The sequence below is a fragment of the Vibrio sp. YMD68 genome (genome assembly GCF_029958905.1).
Classification (GTDB): domain Bacteria; phylum Pseudomonadota; class Gammaproteobacteria; order Enterobacterales; family Vibrionaceae; genus Vibrio.
On record NZ_CP124614.1, the window covers coordinates 2,840,730 to 2,862,784 of the forward strand.

A 22,055-nucleotide genomic window follows, 5' to 3' on the forward strand; every position below is an offset into this window, starting at 1 on the left:
TGAATATGGTCAAACACTGAATATCACTACTTTTCCAAATTTGAATAAAGATTTACGCATCTGCTCAGTTTGCCTCTAAGGTGAATATCTATTCGAGATTCGTTTGATATTTGTCTTCTATGCTAAATAAAGAAAACGCATAGGCACGCAATAGGCATTAATCTATCACTGACACTTACCGTGAAGTCTATATCTATAGAAAAGCCAAATGACAGGAAATAATTCTTAAAAAAAAATTAATTTAGTAGTTCCCATCAGCACTGCCACTTGCATCTTTACCGTAAGCTTGTCATAAATAACGACTGGAATTTTAGTAAGGATACGAAATGAGCAAGTTGTACGTTGGATCTGAAGTCGGTCAGTTAAGACGAGTATTATTAAACCGACCTGAGCGTGCGCTCACTCACCTCACCCCATCAAACTGCCACGAACTGCTTTTTGACGATGTGCTCGCTGTCGAAGCCGCAGGGGAAGAACACGATGCTTTTGCTAAGACACTGACGAATCAAGGTGTTGAAGTTTTACTGCTGCACGATCTTCTGGTCGATACCCTGGCGATAGAAGAAGCCAAAATCTGGCTGCTCAACACTCAAATTTCTGATTATCGCTATGGGCCTGTCTTTGCGAAAGATTTGCGTCATTATCTAAACGAAATGACCAATGATCACCTAGCAACGGTTCTTTTAGGTGGTCTAGCGTACTCCGAGCTTAAGATTCAATCTTCATCGATGCTGCCTAAAATGCACAGACCGTTGGACTTTGTTATTGAACCTCTTCCCAATCATTTGTTCACCCGAGATACGTCTTGTTGGGTTTATGGCGGTGTGTCTCTCAACCCAATGATGAAAGCGGCACGTCAACGTGAAACGAATCATTTGCGCGCGATCTATCGTTGGCATCCTGTCTTTGCAGGGCAAGATTTTATTCAATACTTTGGCAACGAAGATCTTCATTATGATAATGCCAATATTGAAGGGGGGGATGTCCTTGTTATCGGCAATGGTGCGGTACTGATTGGCATCTCTGAGCGAACCACCCCTCAAGGTGTCGAAAACTTTGCAGCTAACCTGTTTAAACATGGTCAAGCTAAAGAAGTGATCGCCGTTGATCTTCCTAAACATCGTTCGTGCATGCACCTCGATACGGTCATGACACATATGGATATCGACACTTTCTCTGTTTATCCGGAGATCATGCGTAAAGATCTCGATACTTGGCGTCTCACACCAAAAAGTAGTGAGGCCATCGGATCAACCGAGATGAACGTGGAAAAAGTACCCAGCTACACTCACGCCATTGAACATGCATTAGGGTTGGATTATTTAAAGATCATTACCACCGGTGGCGATAGCTACGAAGCGGAGCGGGAACAATGGAACGATGCGAATAACGTTCTAACCGTGAAACCCGGCGTGGTTATTGGTTATGAGCGAAACGTGTATACCAATGAAAAATACGACAAAGCAGGCATTGAGGTATTAACCATTCCAGGAAATGAGCTGGGGCGTGGTCGCGGTGGGGCACGTTGTATGAGTTGCCCAATCGAGCGTGACGGGATTTAGAAAAAGCCGAGAAGAAGCGAAACAGCAGGCAGAAAATAGGGAGAGTTTAAGCTCTCCCTATTTTTATTACTCAGTACCACCAACGGTTAACATATCGAGCTTCAATGTCGGCTGTCCCACACCAACAGGAACACTTTGTCCGGCTTTACCACAAACACCCACACCACGGTCTAAACTAAGATCGTTGCCGACCATAGACACTTGCTGCATCGCTTCAATACCCGACCCAATCAAGGTTGCTCCTTTGACCGGATGCGTGATTTTTCCGTCTTCAATCATATACGCTTCAGACGCAGAGAAAACAAATTTCCCTGATGTGATATCAACCTGACCTCCGCCAAAGTTCGGAGCGTATAAGCCTCTTTTAACCGTCGAGATGATTTCTTCAGGTGAATGCTCGCCAGGTAGCATGTAAGTATTGGTCATGCGAGGCATTGGCAAATGTGCATACGACTCACGGCGACCATTCCCCGTAGGCGCAACGCCCATTAAGCGAGCATTGAGTTTATCTTGCATGTAGCCTTTGAGCTGACCATTTTCTATTAGGGTATTGTACTGGCCGCTCACCCCTTCATCGTCCACATTCAGTGAACCTCGCAAATCTTTTAACGTGCCATCATCGACGATCGTACAGTGCTTAGAAGTGACCATTTCACCGATTTTTCCAGAGAAAACCGATGACTCTTTACGGTTAAAATCACCTTCTAGACCATGGCCTACCGCTTCATGAAGTAATACACCCGGCCAACCCGAACCTAGCACGACAGGCATCGCGCCCGCAGGGGCCGCCACCGCTTCGAGGTTAACGAGTGCCTGGCGAATCGCTTCATCAGCAAATTGATAGGCGACTTTTACACCATCGCTGTCTGACAAGAAGAAATCATAGCCGAAGCGGCCACCACCGCCAGCACTTCCGCGCTCTCGACGATCCCCTCTTTCCGCTAACACGCTAATAGACAAACGAACTAAGGGGCGAATATCGCCAGCATAAGTGCCGTCGGTCGCAGCAACGAGCATATTTTCATGCACACCACTCAAGCTGACGGAGACCTCTTGGATTAGCGGCTCCTTGGTACGAATGTACGCATCAAGCTCTTTCAGCAGTTCCGTTTTTTGCTGTTTTTCCCAGCTTGCGAGAGGATTGATCGCTGAGTAATAAGCTTGATTTTCATGACGACTAAACGCTTTGACTTTTAAGCTTTGCCCTTGCTTAGCAATACCACGAGCCGCGTTTGCACTTTGCGTTAATCCTTCAAGGTTAATTTGGTCAGAGTAGGCAAAACCGGTCTTTTCCCCCGCGACAGCACGTACACCGACACCACAGTCAATATTGAATGAACCATCTTTAATGATACTGTCTTCAAGCACTAGTGATTCATGCCAGCTGGATTGAAAATAGATGTCAGCGTAATCAATTTGACGTGTGGCAATACTTGCGAGTGTCTCTGATATTTCTTGCTGCGTTAGACCCGTTGGCGATAACAGTGCATCTTCGATTCGGTTCAGGCTCATAATCTACTCTTAATTATTTTTTAAAATGGTTTTCAAACCGAGTGTGCGACGCCACTGGCATGGTGTTACGAATGTCGATAAGCGGTTGTAAATCGAGCTCGACAATCGCACTTTGAGGTTTGTCTTTAAGGCGAAGAACAACATCCCCCCAAGGGCTGATGATCATGGAGTGCCCCCAGGTTTCTCGGCCACACGGGTGCCGACCGACTTGATTCACCGCGACGACCCAAGACTGTGTTTCAATCGCTCGGGAGGTTAATAGTGTTTCCCAATGTGCTTTTCCCGTTACGGCGGTAAACGCCGCAGGAACCAGCAATATTTGAGCCCCTTGTTTGACTAGCTCAGAATATAAATGGGGGAAGCGCACATCATAACAGATTGACAGCCCTAATTTCCCAAAAGGCGTCTCTGTCACCACGATTTCTGAGCCTGGGGTAAACGTTTCTGACTCTCGATAACGTTGATGGGTATCTTTTACATCCACATCAAACATATGCAATTTATCGTAATGAGCAACCAGCTCACCATGATGATTAATAACAAGACACGTTGTGCTGACATTACCCTGTGGGTTGCGAATTGGCATACTGCCAATGATGATCCAGACAGACCAGTGCTGCGCCAAATCGCAAAGACGCTGCTGAATTGGCCCTTTTCCCAAAGGCTCTGCGTGGTGGTGATAATCGTTGCGATGACCAAATACCAGTGCGTTTTCTGGGGTAACAACCCACCTTGCACCTTCGTTAGCAAGCTTTGCGACTTCCAGCTCAATGTACGCCAAGTTTTCAATAGGGTCTGGCGTTGATGTCATTTGGATAATGCCAACACATTCCATTGTGTATTACTCCGATTTCGCCTCTTTAAGAAGCTTTTTGGGCAATTTAAATTCAGCGGTTCGACGCGACAGTTCGCTCACGGTAGGAGAATCGAGCGGCCCTTGGACCTGGTAATTCACCTGGGTGAAAACCTCAACCACAGGCGCGATCACCGTAGTAATAGCTAAAACATAAATAGCAGTTTGTGGCGCCACAGCAAAGGCGGTTAAGACTGGGATCCCTGAGGTGATATCTGGGACAAAGTTCACTTCAGCATCAACGGTTCGATCATTGAGATTCGCTAACCCTTTGATGTTCATTTCGCCAGCCACTGCGTCCATCTGAATATCGTTAGTAACAAAGATCCCATCTCGTATTTCACCGGTTCCTTTAATCGAATTAAACGCCATTCCTTTATCGAACACATCCGTAAAGTCGAGCTGCATCTTACGAATAATAGAATCCAAACTAAACAGACCAAGCAATCGAGCCGCACCGCTCACATCAGAAACAACCCCTTTTCCAAGCTTACTTGTCACCTTGCCTTCTAAGGTATCCACTTGCATTGACCAAGGTGCACCATCCCACTTCAGTTGTGCAGAGAGATCAAAAGGGGCACGCTGAATACCGGTACTGATTCCAAAGCGCTCCATAAGATCACTGTTGTTATCACCACTCATTGCCATATTGTATTCAGTGACACTTTGATCATCCGTTAGCGTCCAGCCCCCATTGATTGAAATGCTATTGGTCCCGCTTGTGATCGAAATATCATTCCATTCTAACGTGTTGCCTTGGCGTACTAAGTCGACATTCACTTTACCGACTTTGTAGCCTTGTAACCAAAAATCATCAATCGCTAAGGTTAAGTTTGGCATTGCCTGATGAAAAGTGCGATCAAAATGTGTGATTACCCCTGTCGAATCACTTTTACTGGTTAAAATGGATCGATCTTCCTTTACCTCATCTAAAGCGGGGATATAGACATGCAAACGATCCAGTGCGACCGAAAGATCATAAGGCTCTATATAGCTCGCTTGACCACTTGCTTCTTGGCTTTCTAGATCAAAATGCCAGCCTAAATTTTTTCTTCGCGCAGAAAAGTTAACATCATGCCATTCGATATCCGCCAACGTGAGATCCGCCACATCGATATTGATCCTTTCCGGCATGGGGATCTCGGGCGTATTGAGTTCATCCAGCACGGCCTTTTGTTTCGGCACTGGTCGACTGCCAATTTGGATCCATTTATCTAGGTTAAACTTATTGGTTCGAATCTGTGCGTGATGCCCAGCGACAGGGCTAATTTTAAAGCTGCCATTTCCCACAACCAGATTGGTTGCCGTGAGCACAGGCGTTTCGGGTCGAATATCGATTTCCGCTTGGTATTTTGCTCTTGGCAGTGATAAACGAGCACTGATCGATTCTTGATTGCCTGACGCTTGCAATCGCGCTTGTCCTTTTTGTTTTAACGGTTTGTTTAACGGATAAGGGTAATCACTTTTTACCATGGTCATATCGGCAGTCAGGTCGATTTGATAAGTAAACCCAACATCATTAAGTTGGATATTAATCTCGGACTGCCAAGGCGCATGGCCGGAGAGTTCTTGCGTCCAACGATCCCCCACATAAGGAGATAATGGAGCAATATCCCAATCTGCGAGTAGATCTATTCCCACGGAATAACCCGAACCCGATGAATTTTCACCCGAAAAGTCGATAGAAATTGGCTGTTCTAATAGATCCGCCGATAGGCCCGCTGCTTGAACAACGTCGTTATCGAATTCAATTCGCCCCGTCACTTTCTCGAGGGTCATAGGCGGTGCTTCTATCTCAACGTGATTACTGGTGAGATCGGCAAAACCCCAAGCCCGTGATTCCGTTTCGCTATTGAAAGGGATGTACAATTGAAACTCTGACGTCACTTCGCCATCGACTTGAATGGCGGTGAGCGCCGCGCCCACCGAGTCAACCAATGGTGAGGCCGTCATGTAATCTCGAACAGCGTTGCCTTGCGCTACGGCACTGGCTTCGATTTCAATATGCCCTGCACCTGATAATTCAGGAATTCGACCTGTAATGCGCTTTGCATGAACATCCACCAACGTGGCGTCTTGCGAATCTAAGTACATAGCGGCATTTTCAAACAAGAGATCGAGTTGCAGATCAGTGATCGGAGGCCATGCGGTATCAAAACTGAACTTGGCTTGTTCTAGCCCAACCCAGGCTTGGAATATTCCATCGTTGTTATGGTAAGGGAAATCCCCAAGCTCACCGTACCAAAGCAGTTTAGACGTGCTCACCTTACCGGCTTGGATCCCTGTTGATAAGTAATCCGTTAACCCCTGACCTAACGCCAATGTCGGTAAATATCGCCAAGTCTGACCTGCGTTGTATAGATCAGCTTCAGCATAAAAAGAGAGGAATGGACTGCGGTTTTCTGGAAAATCTAAACGGAATGCCCCTAACACTTGCAGGTCAGGAGTGGCCGCCGTTACCTTATCGGCCCATAACGACCAACCATCAGAGTTATTTTGCCACACAATATCGACTTGTCCCTGCCGGATATTAAGTGGGGCTTGGAAGACATCCCCATACGGTAAAACGTCGTCAATCAAGGAGACGGAAGCTTTCGCTTGCTCGATGTTCCCCGCGACAGAAATTGACGCATGATGGACTTCAGGAAGCAAACCCCATTGGGCCATACCAGCGTAATTTAACTCACCAGAGTAACGAAGTGACTCTATAGTTTCGCCTTTCGAAATTCTGACATCTTCTAACTGACCGGTAAAATCCAGCTCTTCAATGAAGTTAACCGTATCGTCTGAATCGGGAACCAATCGAACCAAAGGGCGCAGTGCTTTCAAATCCAGATGAGAGATATTTAAACGCCATAAATCTGGTTGCCAATCAAACGCAAGGTCTAGTTCTGGCCATTCGATACTGTCGCTTCTCACTTGTAACGAGTGCGCATCAACTCGCAAGCCTTCTTCACTCGGTAACAGCTTGATAATACCCGATTCAAGCACCAGTAAATGTTGCTGTTCATCATTCCAAACCAGTTCTGATGGATTCAGATCGACATAAGCATCAACAGGACGTCCATGCTCTAACGTTATCCAACTGCTAAAACTAACAAAGCCTTTTTCTATGCCGGTTTTTTCCCGCCATTCACTTGGAATCCAGGGGGTAATGCGAAGATTATTGGCAGCCAAATAAAATTCACCCGATACATCCTTTAATGAGCCGTAATCATAAAAGTTAGCGCTTACTTGCAACGAATTTAGCGCGGTATCAGCAATACTGACCGTACCTTCAGCTTTATGTAAATGACCTTGATTGAGCCAACGTAAGTTTTCAATATCTAATTGACGCGTGCCACCATCGACTGCCTGATACATGATTGATGAGTTGAGTAAAGAAAAGTCATCCAGCTGGGACAGCAACAATCTATCTAACTTTGCCACCACAGAGCTGTCATGATCTGGGACGTTTTCACTCGTTTCTTCAGATTGTTGAAATAACGAGACCGACCGTATATCCAGCTTCATCTCATTGATCGATAAATCGGTCACAATAGGTTGAAGCTGAAGAATAGATTGGATGAGGTCAAACTCCACTTCCAGAGTTGTCGCCGAAAGGTGAATATTGGAATTATCAGGAAGATCAGCCGCTAGCCCTTCCAAAGCGATAGAGGGATGAGTATTGCGCCAAAAACCTTTGACGCTATCAATGTTAAACTCAATCCCTGCACTCTGACTGACCCAAGATTGAATCTCATCTTGAAAATGATTGAGCTTAGGCAGAGCGATGCGCAAGCTCGTCACCAAAATTGCTAATGAAACAAAAATGGTGAGGAGCAAGAATAACAACACCCGCAGCAGGTGGACGAAAGCGGAATTCACAAAATGCCTATTACATCATAACGACGTCAAATTGCTCTTGAACATAAAGCGGCTCAGCTTGAATACGAACTTCTTTGCCGATAAAGACTTCTAGTTCAGCAAGAGCGTGAGATTCATCATCTTCTAACGACTCTGCAACCGCTGGTGACGCGTAAACAACAAACTTGTCTGCATCGTATGCACGGTTAACCCTTGTAATTTCGCGTAGTATCTCAAAGCACACGGTCGCCACCGTTTTCACACTCCCTCGACCTTCACAAGCCGGGCAGCTAGCACACAGGATATGCTCGATGCTTTCTCGGGTGCGCTTACGCGTCATCTCAACCAGGCCTAATTGGGTAAAGCCGTTTATATTGGTTTTGACCCGATCTTTATTGAGTGCGGCATCGAGTGAGGTGAGCACTCGCTTACGATGATCTTCTGAGAGCATATCAATGAAATCAATGATGATGATCCCGCCAAGATTTCTTAAACGTAATTGACGAGCTATCGCCTGAGTCGCTTCAATATTGGTGTTAAAGATCGTCTCTTCTAGGTTTCTACGCCCGACAAACGCACCGGTATTGATGTCTACCGTCGTCATGGCTTCGGTTTGATCAATGATGAGATAACCACCTGATTTTAATTCGACTTTTCGATCAAGAGAACGCTGAATCTCATTTTCAGTGTCATACATATCAAAGATAGGCTTGTCGCCTTCGTATAGCTCCAGTTTATCTGTAAGTTCAGGGACATACTCACTGGTAAATTCAACCAATCGCTCATATTCAAGACGTGAATCCACCATGATGTTATCCAGCTCTGTGCCAACAAAATCTCGGATAATACGGTGTGCAAGGCCAAGTTCACCATACAGATTACTTCGCGTCTTGTACTTTACTCGACGCTCAACAATCTTTGACCATAAGCGCTTCAGAAATGCAGCATCTTGAGACAGTTCTTTCTCATCCGCCCCTTCTGCAGCGGTGCGAATAATGAATCCGCCATGCTCATCACAATAGTGAGAGACGACTTTCTTTAAACGGTTACGTTCTTTCTCGCTTTCAATTCGCTGAGAGACACCAACATGGCTCGCACCTGGCATAAAGACGAGATAACGCGAAGGTAGGGTAATGTCTGTGGTGAGGCGTGCCCCTTTGGTCCCAAGAGGATCTTTCACGACTTGTACGACAATGTCTTGCCCTTGTCTGACTAGCTCAGAAATGTCGCGAACTTGGAACTGTTTTTTCTCATTTTCAGCCACGCACTCGGTGTGCGGAACGATGTCTGAGGCGTGCAAAAAGGCCGCTTTATCTAAACCAATATCGATAAATGCCGCTTGCATACCAGGTAAAACTCGACTGACTTTACCTTTGTAGATATTGCCGACGATGCCACGTTTTGCTTCACGTTCTATATGGATTTCTTGTAGAACTCCACTTTCTATCATCGCCACCCGTGTTTCACTTGGCGTGATGTTTAGCAATAACTCTGCACTCATGAGTACACCTCAAAATTATAATTATAAAAATTCGCGCAGCAGTTGGTCTGTTTCATAAAGGGGCAATCCGACCACGGCAAAGTAGCTGCCTTCGATTCGGGTAACAAAACGTCCGCCCAATCCTTGAATGCCATAACTTCCCGCTTTATCTTGTGGTTCGCCCGTATGCCAATATTGTTCTATTTCATTTTCAGACAAAGGCTTAAACCACACATCGGTCGACACAACCACTGAGTGCTGTTTTTGATTTGATATCACCGTCACTGCGGTGAGCACTTGGTGGCAGCTGTTGGATAACTGCATTAACATCTGTTTTGCGTGCGCTAAATCATTGGGTTTTTCTAATATGTTGTCGCCACTCACGACGATGGTATCGGAGCCTAAAACCACGGTATTACTTTCATGGTGTGAACGCTCTTCATAGCGTAACAGGCCGGCCCTCGCCTTATCTAATGATAGACGCTTAACATACTGCTCGGGGGTTTCTGAGGCTAAGCATGTTTCTTCAACGTCGGTCACCAATACCTCAAACTCATACCCTAATTGAGTAAGAAGTTCTTTGCGTCTTGGCGACCCTGAAGCTAAGACCAGTTTTTTCATGTTCATCATTTTATTTGCCAATGTCGTCTTACTCGACGCATTAATAAAAACATCCAAGGCCACAGTATGGCATTTATCAGCCCGCTCCACAGTGACAATGGATTAAAGGCAATGTCTTGAATTAAGAACTCACCAAAAAAGATCATTCCTTCAAGCGCGATGGATAACAAAGCAATAATGATCGCTTGTTGCCATAAGGCCATATTTCTTAGAACGAGGAAATTGATTGCGACAACATAGATAACGATCGATAACATCATTCCTCGAATACCCAGTGTCGACCCAAGTAAAAGATCCCACAGGAGACCTAAAACTAACGCGGTTCCTACGTTGACACGATGTGGCAAGGCAAGAACCCAATAACAGATCACTAGTAATAACCATGCAGGTCTTAAAAGATCAAGCACGCCCGGCCAAGGGATAGTTTGCAAAATAAGAGCAATAAGAAATGAAGTCATAATGACGATTCGACTCGATAGTACTCTATTGGTCATTGTTTGCCTCTTCCATTGCCTCTTCTTCCATCGCCTCTGGATCCGCTTGTAATATTTTTTCTACTCTCGATTCATTAGGCCAAATAAGCAGTAAATACCGTAAACGATCAAACTCAACCACAAGTTCAGCACTGATCGCAGCGAACTCTCGCTGTGTATCTCTATCAACGCTTGTCACATAGGCAACGGGATACCCTTCAGGATAAACACCGCCAAGGCCTGATGTCACAAGCAGATCACCTTCTAAAATATCCGTGCTGGTTGGAATGTGCTCCAACTGAAGTTTATCGATGTCCCCAGAACCGGAAGCAATCACTCGGATATCGTTACGGATCACCTGAACCGGAATCGCGCTGTTGCTGTCAGTTAATAACAGTACTCGGCTATTATGCGCCGCAACAAAGGTGACTTGACCCACGATACCATGCTCGTTAGTCACAGGTTGACCAACGTACACACCATCCACTCGCCCTTTATCAATCACAACCTGACGGCGGTATGGCGTGGTATCAACCGCCATCACTTCTGTGACGACCTTGCGCTCATCTCGAATGAAGGAAGAATCTAACAGCTTACGCAGCCGATTGTTTTCTTCTTTATACTGATCAAGTAATAACAGGTCACTTTTAAGTTTGAGGACTTCTCGCTTTAACGTTCGACTTGAGTCAAGTAAGGCTTTACGGGTATTAAAATTATCGTAAAAACCATCAAACATCAGACGTGGCATATCCGCCGCGTACTGGATCGGAGCCACCAAACTGTTTAAAAAATATCGGACGCTTGAAAATGCACCTAAACGACTATCAGCCAGCATAAGGCTGGCTGATAGGGTAACCGCTAAAAACAGGCGAAATTGAAGTGAAGGCCCTCTGCCAAATATCGGCTTCATGATATAGAGATCCTAATTTTTCGCTTTATTGGCCTTGATAGGATTCATACCAAAGCCAATAAATTCATTACTCTTCGCTAAACAGATCGCCACCGTGCATGTCGATCATCTCAAGGGCTTTACCGCCACCTAAAGCAACACACGTCAATGGATTTTCAGCGACAACAACAGGGATCCCTGTTTCTTCCGTTAGTAGACGGTCGATGTCTTTAAGCAGTGCACCACCACCGGTTAATACCATGCCGTTTTCTGAAATGTCTGACGCTAGCTCTGGTGGACACTGTTCCAATGCAACCATAACAGCAGAAACGATACCCGATAGCGGCTCTTGAAGTGCTTCTAAGATCTCGTTTGAGTTTAGGCTAAAGCTACGTGGTACACCTTCTGCAAGGTTACGGCCACGCACTTCAATCTCTTCAACTTCATCACCAGGATAAGCAGAACCGATCTCATGTTTGATTTTCTCAGCGGTGGCTTCACCAATTAAGCTGCCGTAGTTACGACGAACGTAGTTAATGATCGCTTCATCAAAACGGTCACCACCAATACGCACTGACGATGAGTACACCACGCCATTGAGTGAGATAACCGCGACTTCGGTAGTACCACCGCCGATATCAACAACCATTGAACCGGTAGGCTCAGAGACGCGCAAACCCGCACCAATTGCGGCAGCCATTGGCTCATCGATCAAGTAAACCTCACGAGCACCAGCACCGAGTGCCGATTCACGAATGGCACGACGCTCAACCTGAGTTGAACCACAAGGTACACAAACCAAAACGCGAGGACTTGGTTTAAGCACACTGTTGTCGTGAACCTGTTTAATGAAGTGTTGTAACATTTTTTCAGTGACATAGAAGTCAGCAATAACGCCATCTTTCATTGGGCGAATGGCTGAAATATTACCAGGTGTACGACCTAGCATTTGCTTTGCGGCATGACCGACAGCAGCAACACTCTTTCCAGAGCGCGCTCGATCTTGACGGATTGCAACAACAGAAGGTTCGTCGAGAACGATCCCTTGTCCTTTGACATATATGAGTGTGTTGGCTGTACCTAAATCGATAGATAGGTCGTTAGAAAACATGCCACGAAGTTTTTTAAACATATTCTTCGTTCGTCCTGCGAGAATTAGAAGATAAAAATTGCACTAAATGTACCAATGCCTTGCCATATCAGCAAGGCATTGAGGCATAAACATGGAGCAAAATCCGCATTTTCTAACAGTTTCCTTACTTAACGCATGAAATGATGAAAATTACTGACCTATTAACCCACTTTCCCCACGATAGATGACTCGATCGTTACCACGATGAATACCAAATGTGACGACCACTGACGGATCTTCTTCATCTGCGTCTGCGCTATCCCAATTATAACGAAGCCATGGCAATCCGTTATCGCTTCCAGTACAACGACTACTCTCTCCGTTTTCTTCTTCTGGGCTATCGAGAACGAGCCAAAATCTCACTTGTTCTCTTGCAGGATCCGATTGCGAGGCGACCAATTTTCGAGACTCACCGAGTGAAACCTGCCCCGTTCCTGATAAGCTCGCATTCTCAGTGCCAATATCAGACCAAATCAATTGGTGACAATAGCCGCTGCCGTCAAAATCAGTGTTGTTATCGTCACTATTGGTGATAAACCGACTGCCATTCCAATATTCGATAGTCAGTGGAACGGTAATGTTAGTTTCTTGGTTGCCACCCACATCTTTTAAGCTAATTCGTCCAAAACGGATATCAGGCTGAACCGTTAAGATGTCACCATTCGTGGTGTAATTGATCGGATCAATATTGGTCACGGATATAGCACCATCTAAAGTGATATTAGAAACCTCGATATTTTCCAAAGCGTTGAATGGACCATCAGGCACGAATGAAGCCTGTTTAAGCCAACAAATACTGTCTGAGCAATCAGTCGCAAAACCATTCGAAAATGTGCCAATGGAGCGATTTAAGTTTAGAGCCCAACTTCCATCACCGAAAGCAGGAGAAACGAAGCGAGTGTCAAAACTGCTATTTTCAAATAAGTTGAATTTGGCTTGTAAGCTAGCGGAATAATTGCTGTTACTGTAGTTCTGCACGGCTCCACCAGCGCTATTTAGTGCCTCTACATCAAACTCAAGGCCATCAAACGGTTGCCCCATATACACAGGAGGTTGTGAACCTGGGTAATCCCAACGGGTTTCAATAACTTTAAAGGAGGCGGGATAAAAACGGCCTATGTTTCGAGAGCCTTGATTAATATCCATGCCGAGATAAGAATTTTGCGTATCCACCAATAAACGCACGCTACCAACTTCATCCCAGCTCAGATCCGAGTAATTGTAAAAACCAACGCTACTATCATGACTTTTTAATAGTGAGCCCGATAACTGACCATCAACACCACCTGAAGGCGTATCCACTTCATGAGTCATTTCAACGGTTGCGCTAGGGGCATCGGAGATAAAGAAGTTTTGAGTGACGGCCGCGCCACAATACCCCGACGTTTCAATCACCCCAGAAGTGCTGCCGCCTGTTTGCCAAACAATAGGCTTAACTGTGGTCTCAAACGTTGTTCCAGATTCTTGATAGCCGACTCCGCCAAAGGCGTTACCACTCACGTTATCGTCGGTACAAATAGCGAATGTCCACGGGCGTGAATTCACGATAAATACGCCCGTGAGTTCATCTCTTCCTTCGATTGGGCAGCCATCAAAGCCGTCGCAATTAAAGTCGCTGTCCGTTAGCCTTACCGTCAGTTGCCCTGATTCGCTAAACGCTATTTGATCTGAGGAAGTGCCGTTAGTAAACCTAGGTTCATAAGTTAAAGTACCAAAGCCAGTACTTGGTTGAATAAGAGAACCCGTAACAGTAGGAGTACCCGAATAACCGACATCTACTGCATTACCTGAATCACAAGCAAGGACCTTGGCAGTCACGTCTTCTGGTTTCACAGCGATTAAGTCTTGGTCCGGCACGTCAAAGCGATACGGTACAAATTTATAATTGCCAGTGTCGCTATAAGATCCACCATCAATCGTGGTTGTTACCTTCGCAGCGGCTGTACTTGCTTGGGTCGCCGATAAGTCAAAAGTAGCGATACCAGAATTCGCCGCTTTCGTTTCCTTATCTAAACCACCTACAGATAAGGTGATATTCCCATTAAAGCTGTTATCAACTGTATCATCTTTATATACGGTTGCGGTCAATGGAATATCTTCACAAGTGAGGGCAATGTCGGTAGCTGGGGTTAAGACTAATTGATAGTCGCCACTCGGCGGAACAGAAGAACAAAAGTTATCCTCTCCCACAATTCTAGACCCGCTAACATCCATAATAAGATTATTTGATGAAACGGATCCTCTTAAAATTATTTGATTGGTAAAATGTACATTAAGGCCCACGATGTTGAGATAAACTTCAGAATTAACGTTCTTAATCGTAACATCTGCGGTTGGACCATAGACGATGAGATCCTTCAAGCCACCAGTATCCGTCATTTCAACGGGAGTGTCTTGCAAAAATGTTGATTCAATATTCAGAATGACATTTGATGAATATGTTAATTTCCCGCCAGTGCCGTTAAATGTAAATGAACCGAAGGTATAATTAGAATTCGCTTCGAATATACTTTCTACCTTCCCATCAGAAAAATAGTCTTCGATAGAAATTCCATCTCCTGATTTCGCTAAGAATGTTACTGTGAAAATTCTACTTGTATAATTTGAAACTTTTAAACTACGCAATGAATCTGAAATAGTAATCGCAATTGTTGTGCCATCATCGGTAAAACTGCAAGATGTACTGTTGGTGCAGTTTTCCATATTCCAGAAGTCTAAAACTAAACCTTCTTGCCCCCATTCAGGATCGAGGGCTGGAGGTATAGGAATTAAGGGAGGTTGGAGTAAACCGTTACGCAATGCGCAATCTTCTGTGGACGAGTCTAAAACACAACTTTGTGCTAATTGTGAAAGTGAATTGGCATTTTCTGTAGCATCAAAAGGAACTTGTAAAGAACCATTGATGAAATACTGAGATTGATATTCTTCTGACCAACCACTGATTAGGATATTTGGAGATCTTAAGTTTAGTTCACCATTAGGCCCCCAACTTTGTACAGGCTCAGGAAAATAAGTACAAATATCGATATCGATTTCAAGACGCTCAAAAGCAAAGTACCCAATTTCTTCTCTTAAGTGGGTTCTATCGCGAAAATCCTCATCAATGGCGAAGCTCACCTGATTGTCGTTTTTAATTTCACAGCGACGGGCCCAACCGCCATGTCCACCGCGACGCTCTTGCTTCTTACCAATAATGCCATCAATGCCATCGAGTGGAATATTCGCATAGCCTCGGGTACACCCATCTTCCATAGGGTCGTTGCCTGTTTGATCTGGCGTTCGAAACCCTCGACCAAAGTGTATGTTATAGCCGTCCACTTCGAGAGCGCTTAAAGAGTTAGTGGCGATAAAAGCGATCCGCTCTTCTACATAGTTGTGGTTTCGATCTCTTGATGCCGAGAGTTCAAGAAATAATTGTGCGGAATTATTGTCATTGCCTGTCAATAGCTTTCCTGACGTCATCCATTTATCACCATTATTTCTGGTTTGGATTTGATGCAAAACAACGGGTGAGTTAAACGAGCCTTGTTTTCCAAAATCAGAAAATGGCACGTTGGCCGAGTTCCCCGTATGCGATTTGGAGTCATTGGCGTTAGTATCCAAATAACCAGCAATAACCTCATGGCCATTAAAGTTTGCCACACCAGGTTCGATAATTAAGTAACTGACCTCAGTAATAGGCACATCATTATCCATTTGTCGGAGGTTAATGGTGTCTTTGGTTATTTGAACGGATGTGGCATCAGCCGTTAGTTCAGAAGAAATGTAAAGCGTTGCCGGTTTATCTTCATCAGGGTCTACGGTATCAATCGTTGGCATAACAAAGACCAGAGGCGCTATATTGTAATTATTGGTAAAGGGTATCGTGCAGGAAGTCGACCCCGTTAAGTTACATTGCGCTGTACCAAATTCATATTGAGCATCAGTAGAAAAAACTGGAGGTTCCACGTCTTGTTCATTACACGAGACGATACTGACGTCACTGCCCAACCCTTCGATAGTTCCATTTTTAATAGGAACTTTTGAACGGCTTATGAGTTCCCATTCATTCTCGCCTTGCTCACGACGATAGTAATAACTGTCCTCGCTACCGGCATAATAATCAAACCGAAGGTCATAGTTAGACCCAGTTTGCAGGTTGGGTTCATTAAAAATATAACTCGAATTGGCATTGTAACTTTGGGTATACCACAGCGTTTGATATCTCTGACCGTTTCCTTGTGTAAAATAAAACTCTTGATAGTCGTCAGATCCGGTCACCGACAGAATCGCCACAAAATCTTTGTTCCCCTTAACTTTGCACTCTTCATTCGCCCATACAGAAGGCAGTACCAATAACTGGAGTAACGTAGCGATTAAAACTGTTCTGAAATGACGCATAATTATTCCTTCACCCAAATTTCTTGTACACGCTGTACTTGGTTAATACCGCTTCCACATAGGGTTGAGCTCTCTACTTTGAAAAAACTTTCACCGGCTAATGTGCCAATAGGCGTGCAAACAGACGTTATCTGAGAACAATTCGCATGCTGTGAAGCCAGCCCCTGCAGCGAGTTTGTAACGGCCGATGGCAGTGGCGATGTACAATTGGTCGCAATCGCGGAGGAAGCATTCAGTGGGTACATGTAAGTAAGCACTAATTCATTGGCCGAGTGAGAAAGCAACCACGCCTGAGTACCCAGTGCATCGCGTGTTAGAGCATCATTGTTTGACCATTCCATTCGCGTTAATGCCGCGCCTAAAAAACCCATCACCACCAGTACGAATACGGCAATAATGTACAAACTGCCTGACTGCTTGCGTCGTCCATTCAGCATTTGGCTTTTGGTGGACAATCGGCTTTTATGGAACGATCGGTTTTTATGGAACAATCGGTTGTTATGGAACATTGAGCACCTGTATGTCTTGTTGGAAACTCGTGGTTTCTCCCTCATCAGAAAAGACCAGGTCAAGATGAACGACACCGCCGCGCTGTAAGGTTGGTGCATCGTAACTGATGTCGCCACCGGTTACGCTGTCTGCGACTTGGACACTGTTTCGAGTGATCGCAGAGCCGGCAGAGTTAAAACAATAAGTCACGAGATCTTTATAAATATAGTGCCGATTCGCAATAGATTCACTCGCGAGAGGCTGAGTGAGTGTCACCGTGGCATTCGTGCCAGATAAAGAGATGGCGATATCGGTGTTGGTAAGGTCACTCTGCTGGCTTGGGTTAATGATCATAGAGAGGCCATCATAACTCGCGGGAGGAGAATCATTCCCAACCAAAAATGACAGGCTGAGGTTATTGGCAGCAGAAACAGAATAGAAGCCTGAATACAAAATAGGGTAAAACGAAAGGCACTTGTCTGTCGCTCCAGAGACAGAAATGCTATTGGGAATTGAGTGCCTGACTTCACGCGATATTTTTTCCAACACAAATCGAGCTTGAGTTTGCATTCTCTGTCGGTCAACGGTATCGGAATAGCCTTTCATGCCAAGCTCGATAAAGCCAGCAATACCGAGCACCAGAATAGCCCCGACGATGATCGTCATCACCATTTCAATGAGTGTAAAGCCGTTGCGCTTCATCAGTAATTTCCCTTATATCCGAAAAAGCGGTAATCGCCCCACTTTCCTGCTTGGATCTGTACGGTGATCTTTTTCATCGTCGTAATGCTGGTTGTGTCTGTAAAAGAGGTTGGGTCAACATACGTGGCTGCAACAATCACAGTGAAATTGTTGTATTGCGCTGAAATATCCGCCCCTAGAATATCGGTTAGGTCGTACTCAGGCGTCACAGCCTGACAATTGGAGCTATTCGCACCAGCCCAGCAACCGATGTAATCATCGACATCGTTGAAGCTACTAGGATTAGCCTCGGTTATTCCACCTGTAGTATCAACACCAAGCCCCCCACTTCCTGTACAACTATTTGTCGGGTTAAGCGGGTTAGATATTGCGGCAGGCTCTCCACAGCGTACAGTGCCACCATCAAAATCACTCCAATGATCAAAGCCACGCGCCAAAATTTGGCTGAGCATACTTTGGCCCAAAGTAACGGCGCGAGTTTGATACTGAACGGAAGCGGAACGCTCAATTTGTGGAAATAAAAAGCTAGTGAGAGCGAGCATCGCAAAGCCCATAATCACAATAGCAATCACGCTTTCTATAAGAGTGAACCCCTTGAGATGCTTCATAAACACGCCCCGCCATAGACATAACCTTGAGAGTTAATGCACACATTGGCCGCACTTTGACCTGCGGTAATGGAAATACTGACGCCACCACTGGCAGCGTCAAGTGGATTACCTAGCAGATCAAAAGTGATTTGGGAAACAGAAGGTGTGGTACTGAAAACAACTTGATCGGCAACCACAAGATCACTTCGAGCACTTGGGTCACTGGCGTTACAACCACTAGAACTGCCAATACAACTGGAGTTTGCCGTGATTCGACTACGAAGGCAGAGTTCTTGAAGATCAGGGTTACTGGCGTCACTGCAATAGGTATAGAGATCAGGGATATTGGTTTGAATACGATTCACTTGAACTTGGCGAATCACCGAGATGATCTGTTCTTGTGCGGTAAAGGCAGAAAAGCTTGAAGTACCAAGGTAGCGGCTTGTGGCGTACACCGAGACAATCGCTATCAATAAGATAACAACAATCAACTCAACCAGAGTAAAGCCTTGTTGTATTGAACGTTGGTCATCCATGAATCACCTGAGCTTTGACAGCAATAAGATAAAACTAAGTAATTAATATTATAGTAAAAGAGAAAAAAGGTATTGGATTGAATGGTGTGTTTATGACGGACTTAAAAAAGGCCAGCGATGCTGGCCTTTAGAGTAGCAAAAATTTAGCAACCTGTATTCGATACCGAAATCGTTGGCGCACTTGCTGAAGCATTGGTTGCATAATTTACTAAGCAGCCAGTATCCGATGCTGAGCCACTAAAACTATAAGAAATACTAGTTGTTGCTGCCGAGGCCGGGTTACTAACTATGATCCAATCAATGTTATCATTCAAGCCTTCAACCGCATTACCAATACCATCACTAGCTGCAGCCGGGTAACCAAATGTAGTTGCGATGCCATCATCATTTTCTGCTGCTGTCTGTGATTTCGTTTCGGTTCCATTAATCGCTGAACGACCATAAACAATACCAGCCGCCCCAGCCATGGCCCCTTTCAAACCTTGCAATGAAGACTCTCTTGCATCAGATTGCAAATTCAAAAAACGAGGTGCTGCAGTAACCGCAAGAATACCCAAAATAACAATCACCACCACTAACTCAATCAGGGTGAAACCGCCTTGTCTTTTCATAGCCAAAATCTCTCTATTTTTCATTAATGCAGAGTTACTGCAAGGTTACGGTCACTCGACCTGTTTCAATTTCATAAACAAACTCATGATTGGTACCACCTTCTTGCTGCACATAAGTACAAGTGTAGTCCGTGTCATTCGCTTGAGCAGAATACTTCACGTTAGAATCTGTTGCTGCGTTAGCCACCGTATCAACTTTTGGTGGGTTTTGTAACAAATTATCCATTAAATCAATACAATATTGATCTGAAAGCGTTGTAGGGAATGCACCATTGCCGGTATTCAGAGCAAATGGGTAACCATCGCGAAAACCGGTATCTGTACCGTTGCTAGAACGAGAACGCGTTAGCCAGAATTCCACACCGTCGTAGTTCACGGTGTTGTATTTTTCGTTACTGAGTGTTTCTGAAGGGCGAGCTTCCGCTTCCCATTGCGCTCGAGCAGACAATACCCCAGTAGCATAACCACCAGCGACGCCCTCAATGCTGGCTTTTTTCGCTTCATCGGTCACATCTAAAAAACGCGGTAATGCGGCCACGGCTAAGAGCCCAACCACAACAATCACGACCACGAGTTCTACTAATGAGAAACCAGCTTGTTTATTGTTCATCTTTTTACTCACTTAATTCGTATGGCGTATTATACGGTAATTTTTATTACTTTCTATTGGTAATCTGTCAATTTTTACGCTTGTGTTAGAAAATCGACACTGACCGTAAAATTGCCATTATCTAACTGAATAACAATCACTTGATCACTCGCATAGAGATATCTACATTGATATTTCACACGTTTATCATGGCGTTCGATCGATTCACTATAAGCGGGCCATTGGCGATTTTCCGGGTATAACACCTGTAACCAAAATGCACAATTCACCTGCTGATTTTGATCCAGTGGCAGTACCCACCCTTGGTCACTCATGGCTAATACACGGCCGTCTATAACAAGTTTAGATGGCTGCTTGTGTAACAACCACTCTTGTTTGTAAAAGCTGGCGCGCTCAACCACTCTTTTACTCGCGAGCAATAACGCGGTTTCGCTTGCTTCCTCATCGACACTTTTCCATGCCAACATAAAACTCAGCACCAAAATAATCACCAGCAATAGCCAAATAACAAACTGTGAACGAGCATTATCCACCAGCATGCTATCCCTTCATCGCATCTAACATTCCCCACATTGGCAAGAATATGCCCAGTGCTAGAATAAGTACCATGCCTGCGACAATAACCAATAAAATCGGTTCTATTCGCGCGGTTAAAGTCTTCAAATCGTAATCTACTTCACGATCGTAAAAATCAGAGACTTCCAGCAGCAGTTCATCAATTCGCCCGGTTTCTTCGCCAACAGAGATCATCTGAATGACCAGAGGGGTGAATATATTGGCGTTAATCGCCGTGGATGAAATGGTGGAACCGGCTTCAATCGAGGCTTTCATTTCCAGTAACTTTCTTTCTAGATATTTGTTGTCTAACGCTTCGGCAGAAAGCGCTAGCGATTGATTCAGTGGTACCCCTGCTTTGAGCATCAATGCGAACGTTCTCGAGAACCGAGAAAGTAACGCTCGGTTGATCACATCACCGACGATAGGGGTTCGAATGCGAAATAAATCCCAACGTTCTCGTCCTGCTATTGTGTTATGCCAGGCTTTAAAAGCAAACAACAGCCCCACCATGACCCCGATCATTAAGGCCCAGTAATTGACGAAAAATTCAGACATCCCAATTAAAATACGAGTAGGCAAAGGCAAATCAACGCCAAACCGACTGAACATAGTGGCAAACTGGGGAATCACTTTAAGATTGAGAATAAACAGAGCAACAAGAATGAAGCTGATCACAAACGTTGGGTAACGCATGGCAGTTTTTATCCGCTTACGTGTTTCCACTTCCTGTTCGTAATAACCCGCAAGTTGCAACAAGGCTTCATCAAGGCGACCGGTATTTTCCCCGACACTGATCATCGATACAAACAAAGAGCTGAATACTTTTGGGTGAAGTTGCATGGCACCAGACAAGCTGCGTCCATTAGTGAGTTCAGCGGCAACCTCTTCTAACGCTTCTTTTAGTTGTTTATTTGCACAGTTTTGGGTCAATCCTTTCATCGATCTCAACAGCGGTACGCCAGCTTTCGTTAAGCTGTATAACTGACGACAAAAAATGACCAGCACATCAAGAGGAACAGCAGGAACAAACAGTGTTTTCACATCAAAACTGAACGAAAAAGTGTCTCCGCCCACCGTGATTGAAGTAGGAATAACCCCTTTATTCATTAGTGTCTCGGCCGCCAATTCTTCGTTTGCGGCTTCAACCTGCCCCGACGCTTTGCTGCCATCAAGGTTACGCCCATTATATTGATATGTTGGCATAGCTTTCC

18 protein-coding genes are annotated in these 22,055 nt (G+C 44.9%); 1 reads left to right on the forward strand and 17 read right to left on the reverse strand.

The features are described 5' to 3' along the window. Nucleotides 1-326 precede the first annotated feature (326 nt). Nucleotides 327-1,562 carry an arginine deiminase gene (gene arcA / locus QF117_RS18885; RefSeq protein ID WP_282387589.1) on the forward strand — a complete coding sequence of 412 codons (1,236 nt, stop codon included), beginning with the start codon at nucleotides 327-329 and terminating at the stop codon, nucleotides 1,560-1,562. Between the two features lie 66 nt (nucleotides 1,563-1,628). Here arcA and tldD read toward each other — a convergent pair whose 3' ends face one another. The 17 genes from tldD to QF117_RS18970 form a co-directional block, all read right to left on the reverse strand. Beyond that, a complete protein-coding gene (gene tldD / locus QF117_RS18890) occupies nucleotides 1,629-3,074 on the reverse strand; it encodes a metalloprotease TldD (protein WP_282387590.1) in 1,446 nt (481 codons plus the stop codon). Nucleotides 3,075-3,087: 13 nt separating this feature from the next. Next, on the reverse strand, nucleotides 3,088-3,909 hold the full coding sequence (locus QF117_RS18895; RefSeq protein WP_282387591.1) for a carbon-nitrogen hydrolase family protein: 822 nt from the start codon (nucleotides 3,907-3,909) through the stop codon (nucleotides 3,088-3,090). Between the two features lie 6 nt (nucleotides 3,910-3,915). Next, nucleotides 3,916-7,794, reverse strand: a complete 3,879-nt coding sequence (locus tag QF117_RS18900) for a YhdP family protein (protein ID WP_282387592.1) — start codon at nucleotides 7,792-7,794, stop codon at nucleotides 3,916-3,918. A gap of 10 nt (nucleotides 7,795-7,804) precedes the next feature. Next, entirely contained in the window at nucleotides 7,805-9,274 is a 1,470-nt protein-coding gene (rng, locus tag QF117_RS18905; RefSeq protein ID WP_282387593.1) for a ribonuclease G, read from the reverse strand. Nucleotides 9,275-9,295: 21 nt separating this feature from the next. Continuing rightward, nucleotides 9,296-9,880, reverse strand: a complete 585-nt coding sequence (locus tag QF117_RS18910; RefSeq protein ID WP_282389526.1) for a Maf family protein — start codon at nucleotides 9,878-9,880, stop codon at nucleotides 9,296-9,298. After that, the gene (gene mreD / locus QF117_RS18915) at nucleotides 9,880-10,368 is read right to left on the reverse strand and encodes a rod shape-determining protein MreD (protein WP_017035135.1); all 489 of its coding nucleotides are present in this window, start codon (nucleotides 10,366-10,368) and stop codon (nucleotides 9,880-9,882) included. The genes QF117_RS18910 and mreD overlap by 1 nt, the downstream gene beginning before the upstream one ends. Next, a complete protein-coding gene (mreC, locus tag QF117_RS18920; protein ID WP_282387596.1) occupies nucleotides 10,358-11,257 on the reverse strand; it encodes a rod shape-determining protein MreC in 900 nt (299 codons plus the stop codon). Before mreC ends, mreD begins: the two co-directional genes overlap by 11 nt. A gap of 67 nt (nucleotides 11,258-11,324) precedes the next feature. Beyond that, complete coding sequence (locus QF117_RS18925; protein WP_017035384.1) at nucleotides 11,325-12,368, reverse strand: rod shape-determining protein; 1,044 nt, start codon at nucleotides 12,366-12,368, stop codon at nucleotides 11,325-11,327. 150 nt (nucleotides 12,369-12,518) lie between these two features. Then, nucleotides 12,519-16,748 carry a DUF6701 domain-containing protein gene (locus QF117_RS18930; protein WP_282387597.1) on the reverse strand — a complete coding sequence of 1,410 codons (4,230 nt, stop codon included), beginning with the start codon at nucleotides 16,746-16,748 and terminating at the stop codon, nucleotides 12,519-12,521. 2 nt (nucleotides 16,749-16,750) lie between these two features. Further along, nucleotides 16,751-17,185: an MSHA biogenesis protein MshP gene (locus QF117_RS18935; protein WP_282389527.1), complete on the reverse strand. Its 435-nt coding sequence runs from the start codon at nucleotides 17,183-17,185 to the stop codon at nucleotides 16,751-16,753. Between the two features lie 61 nt (nucleotides 17,186-17,246). Beyond that, complete coding sequence (locus QF117_RS18940) at nucleotides 17,247-17,939, reverse strand: prepilin-type N-terminal cleavage/methylation domain-containing protein (protein WP_282387598.1); 693 nt, start codon at nucleotides 17,937-17,939, stop codon at nucleotides 17,247-17,249. Further along, nucleotides 17,939-18,553 carry a prepilin-type N-terminal cleavage/methylation domain-containing protein gene (locus QF117_RS18945; protein ID WP_282387599.1) on the reverse strand — a complete coding sequence of 205 codons (615 nt, stop codon included), beginning with the start codon at nucleotides 18,551-18,553 and terminating at the stop codon, nucleotides 17,939-17,941. Before QF117_RS18945 ends, QF117_RS18940 begins: the two co-directional genes overlap by 1 nt. Beyond that, nucleotides 18,544-19,065 carry a type II secretion system protein gene (locus QF117_RS18950; protein ID WP_282387600.1) on the reverse strand — a complete coding sequence of 174 codons (522 nt, stop codon included), beginning with the start codon at nucleotides 19,063-19,065 and terminating at the stop codon, nucleotides 18,544-18,546. The genes QF117_RS18945 and QF117_RS18950 overlap by 10 nt, the downstream gene beginning before the upstream one ends. A 143-nt stretch (nucleotides 19,066-19,208) precedes the next feature. Further along, complete coding sequence (locus QF117_RS18955; protein WP_282387602.1) at nucleotides 19,209-19,676, reverse strand: type II secretion system protein; 468 nt, start codon at nucleotides 19,674-19,676, stop codon at nucleotides 19,209-19,211. A gap of 34 nt (nucleotides 19,677-19,710) precedes the next feature. Then, nucleotides 19,711-20,286: a prepilin-type N-terminal cleavage/methylation domain-containing protein gene (locus tag QF117_RS18960; protein ID WP_017035378.1), complete on the reverse strand. Its 576-nt coding sequence runs from the start codon at nucleotides 20,284-20,286 to the stop codon at nucleotides 19,711-19,713. A 74-nt stretch (nucleotides 20,287-20,360) separates the two neighbouring features. After that, on the reverse strand, nucleotides 20,361-20,825 hold the full coding sequence (locus QF117_RS18965; protein ID WP_282387604.1) for an MSHA biogenesis protein MshF: 465 nt from the start codon (nucleotides 20,823-20,825) through the stop codon (nucleotides 20,361-20,363). Between the two features lies 1 nt (nucleotide 20,826). After that, nucleotides 20,827-22,047 (reverse strand): type II secretion system F family protein, encoded by a 1,221-nt coding sequence (locus QF117_RS18970; protein WP_282387606.1) that lies wholly within the window; start codon nucleotides 22,045-22,047, stop codon nucleotides 20,827-20,829. Nucleotides 22,048-22,055: the final 8 nt, after the last annotated feature.

What these genes read in the sequence shown, in the direction of transcription:
- arcA (WP_282387589.1), top strand. Translation starts at nt 327, where the DNA reads ATGAGCAAGTTGTACGTTGGATCTGAAGTCGGTCAGTTAAGACGAGTA.
- tldD (WP_282387590.1), bottom strand. Translation starts at nt 3,074, where the DNA reads ATGAGCCTGAACCGAATCGAAGATGCACTGTTATCGCCAACGGGTCTA.
- QF117_RS18895 (WP_282387591.1), bottom strand. Translation starts at nt 3,909, where the DNA reads ATGGAATGTGTTGGCATTATCCAAATGACATCAACGCCAGACCCTATT.
- rng (WP_282387593.1), bottom strand. Translation starts at nt 9,274, where the DNA reads ATGAGTGCAGAGTTATTGCTAAACATCACGCCAAGTGAAACACGGGTG.
- QF117_RS18910 (WP_282389526.1), bottom strand. Translation starts at nt 9,880, where the DNA reads ATGAACATGAAAAAACTGGTCTTAGCTTCAGGGTCGCCAAGACGCAAA.
- mreD (WP_017035135.1), bottom strand. Translation starts at nt 10,368, where the DNA reads ATGACCAATAGAGTACTATCGAGTCGAATCGTCATTATGACTTCATTT.
- mreC (WP_282387596.1), bottom strand. Translation starts at nt 11,257, where the DNA reads ATGAAGCCGATATTTGGCAGAGGGCCTTCACTTCAATTTCGCCTGTTT.
- QF117_RS18925 (WP_017035384.1), bottom strand. Translation starts at nt 12,368, where the DNA reads ATGTTTAAAAAACTTCGTGGCATGTTTTCTAACGACCTATCTATCGAT.
- QF117_RS18930 (WP_282387597.1), bottom strand. Translation starts at nt 16,748, where the DNA reads ATGCGTCATTTCAGAACAGTTTTAATCGCTACGTTACTCCAGTTATTG.
- QF117_RS18935 (WP_282389527.1), bottom strand. Translation starts at nt 17,185, where the DNA reads ATGCTGAATGGACGACGCAAGCAGTCAGGCAGTTTGTACATTATTGCC.
- QF117_RS18940 (WP_282387598.1), bottom strand. Translation starts at nt 17,939, where the DNA reads ATGAAGCGCAACGGCTTTACACTCATTGAAATGGTGATGACGATCATC.
- QF117_RS18950 (WP_282387600.1), bottom strand. Translation starts at nt 19,065, where the DNA reads ATGGATGACCAACGTTCAATACAACAAGGCTTTACTCTGGTTGAGTTG.
- QF117_RS18955 (WP_282387602.1), bottom strand. Translation starts at nt 19,676, where the DNA reads ATGAAAAGACAAGGCGGTTTCACCCTGATTGAGTTAGTGGTGGTGATT.
- QF117_RS18960 (WP_017035378.1), bottom strand. Translation starts at nt 20,286, where the DNA reads ATGAACAATAAACAAGCTGGTTTCTCATTAGTAGAACTCGTGGTCGTG.
- QF117_RS18965 (WP_282387604.1), bottom strand. Translation starts at nt 20,825, where the DNA reads ATGCTGGTGGATAATGCTCGTTCACAGTTTGTTATTTGGCTATTGCTG.
- QF117_RS18970 (WP_282387606.1), bottom strand. Translation starts at nt 22,047, where the DNA reads ATGCCAACATATCAATATAATGGGCGTAACCTTGATGGCAGCAAAGCG.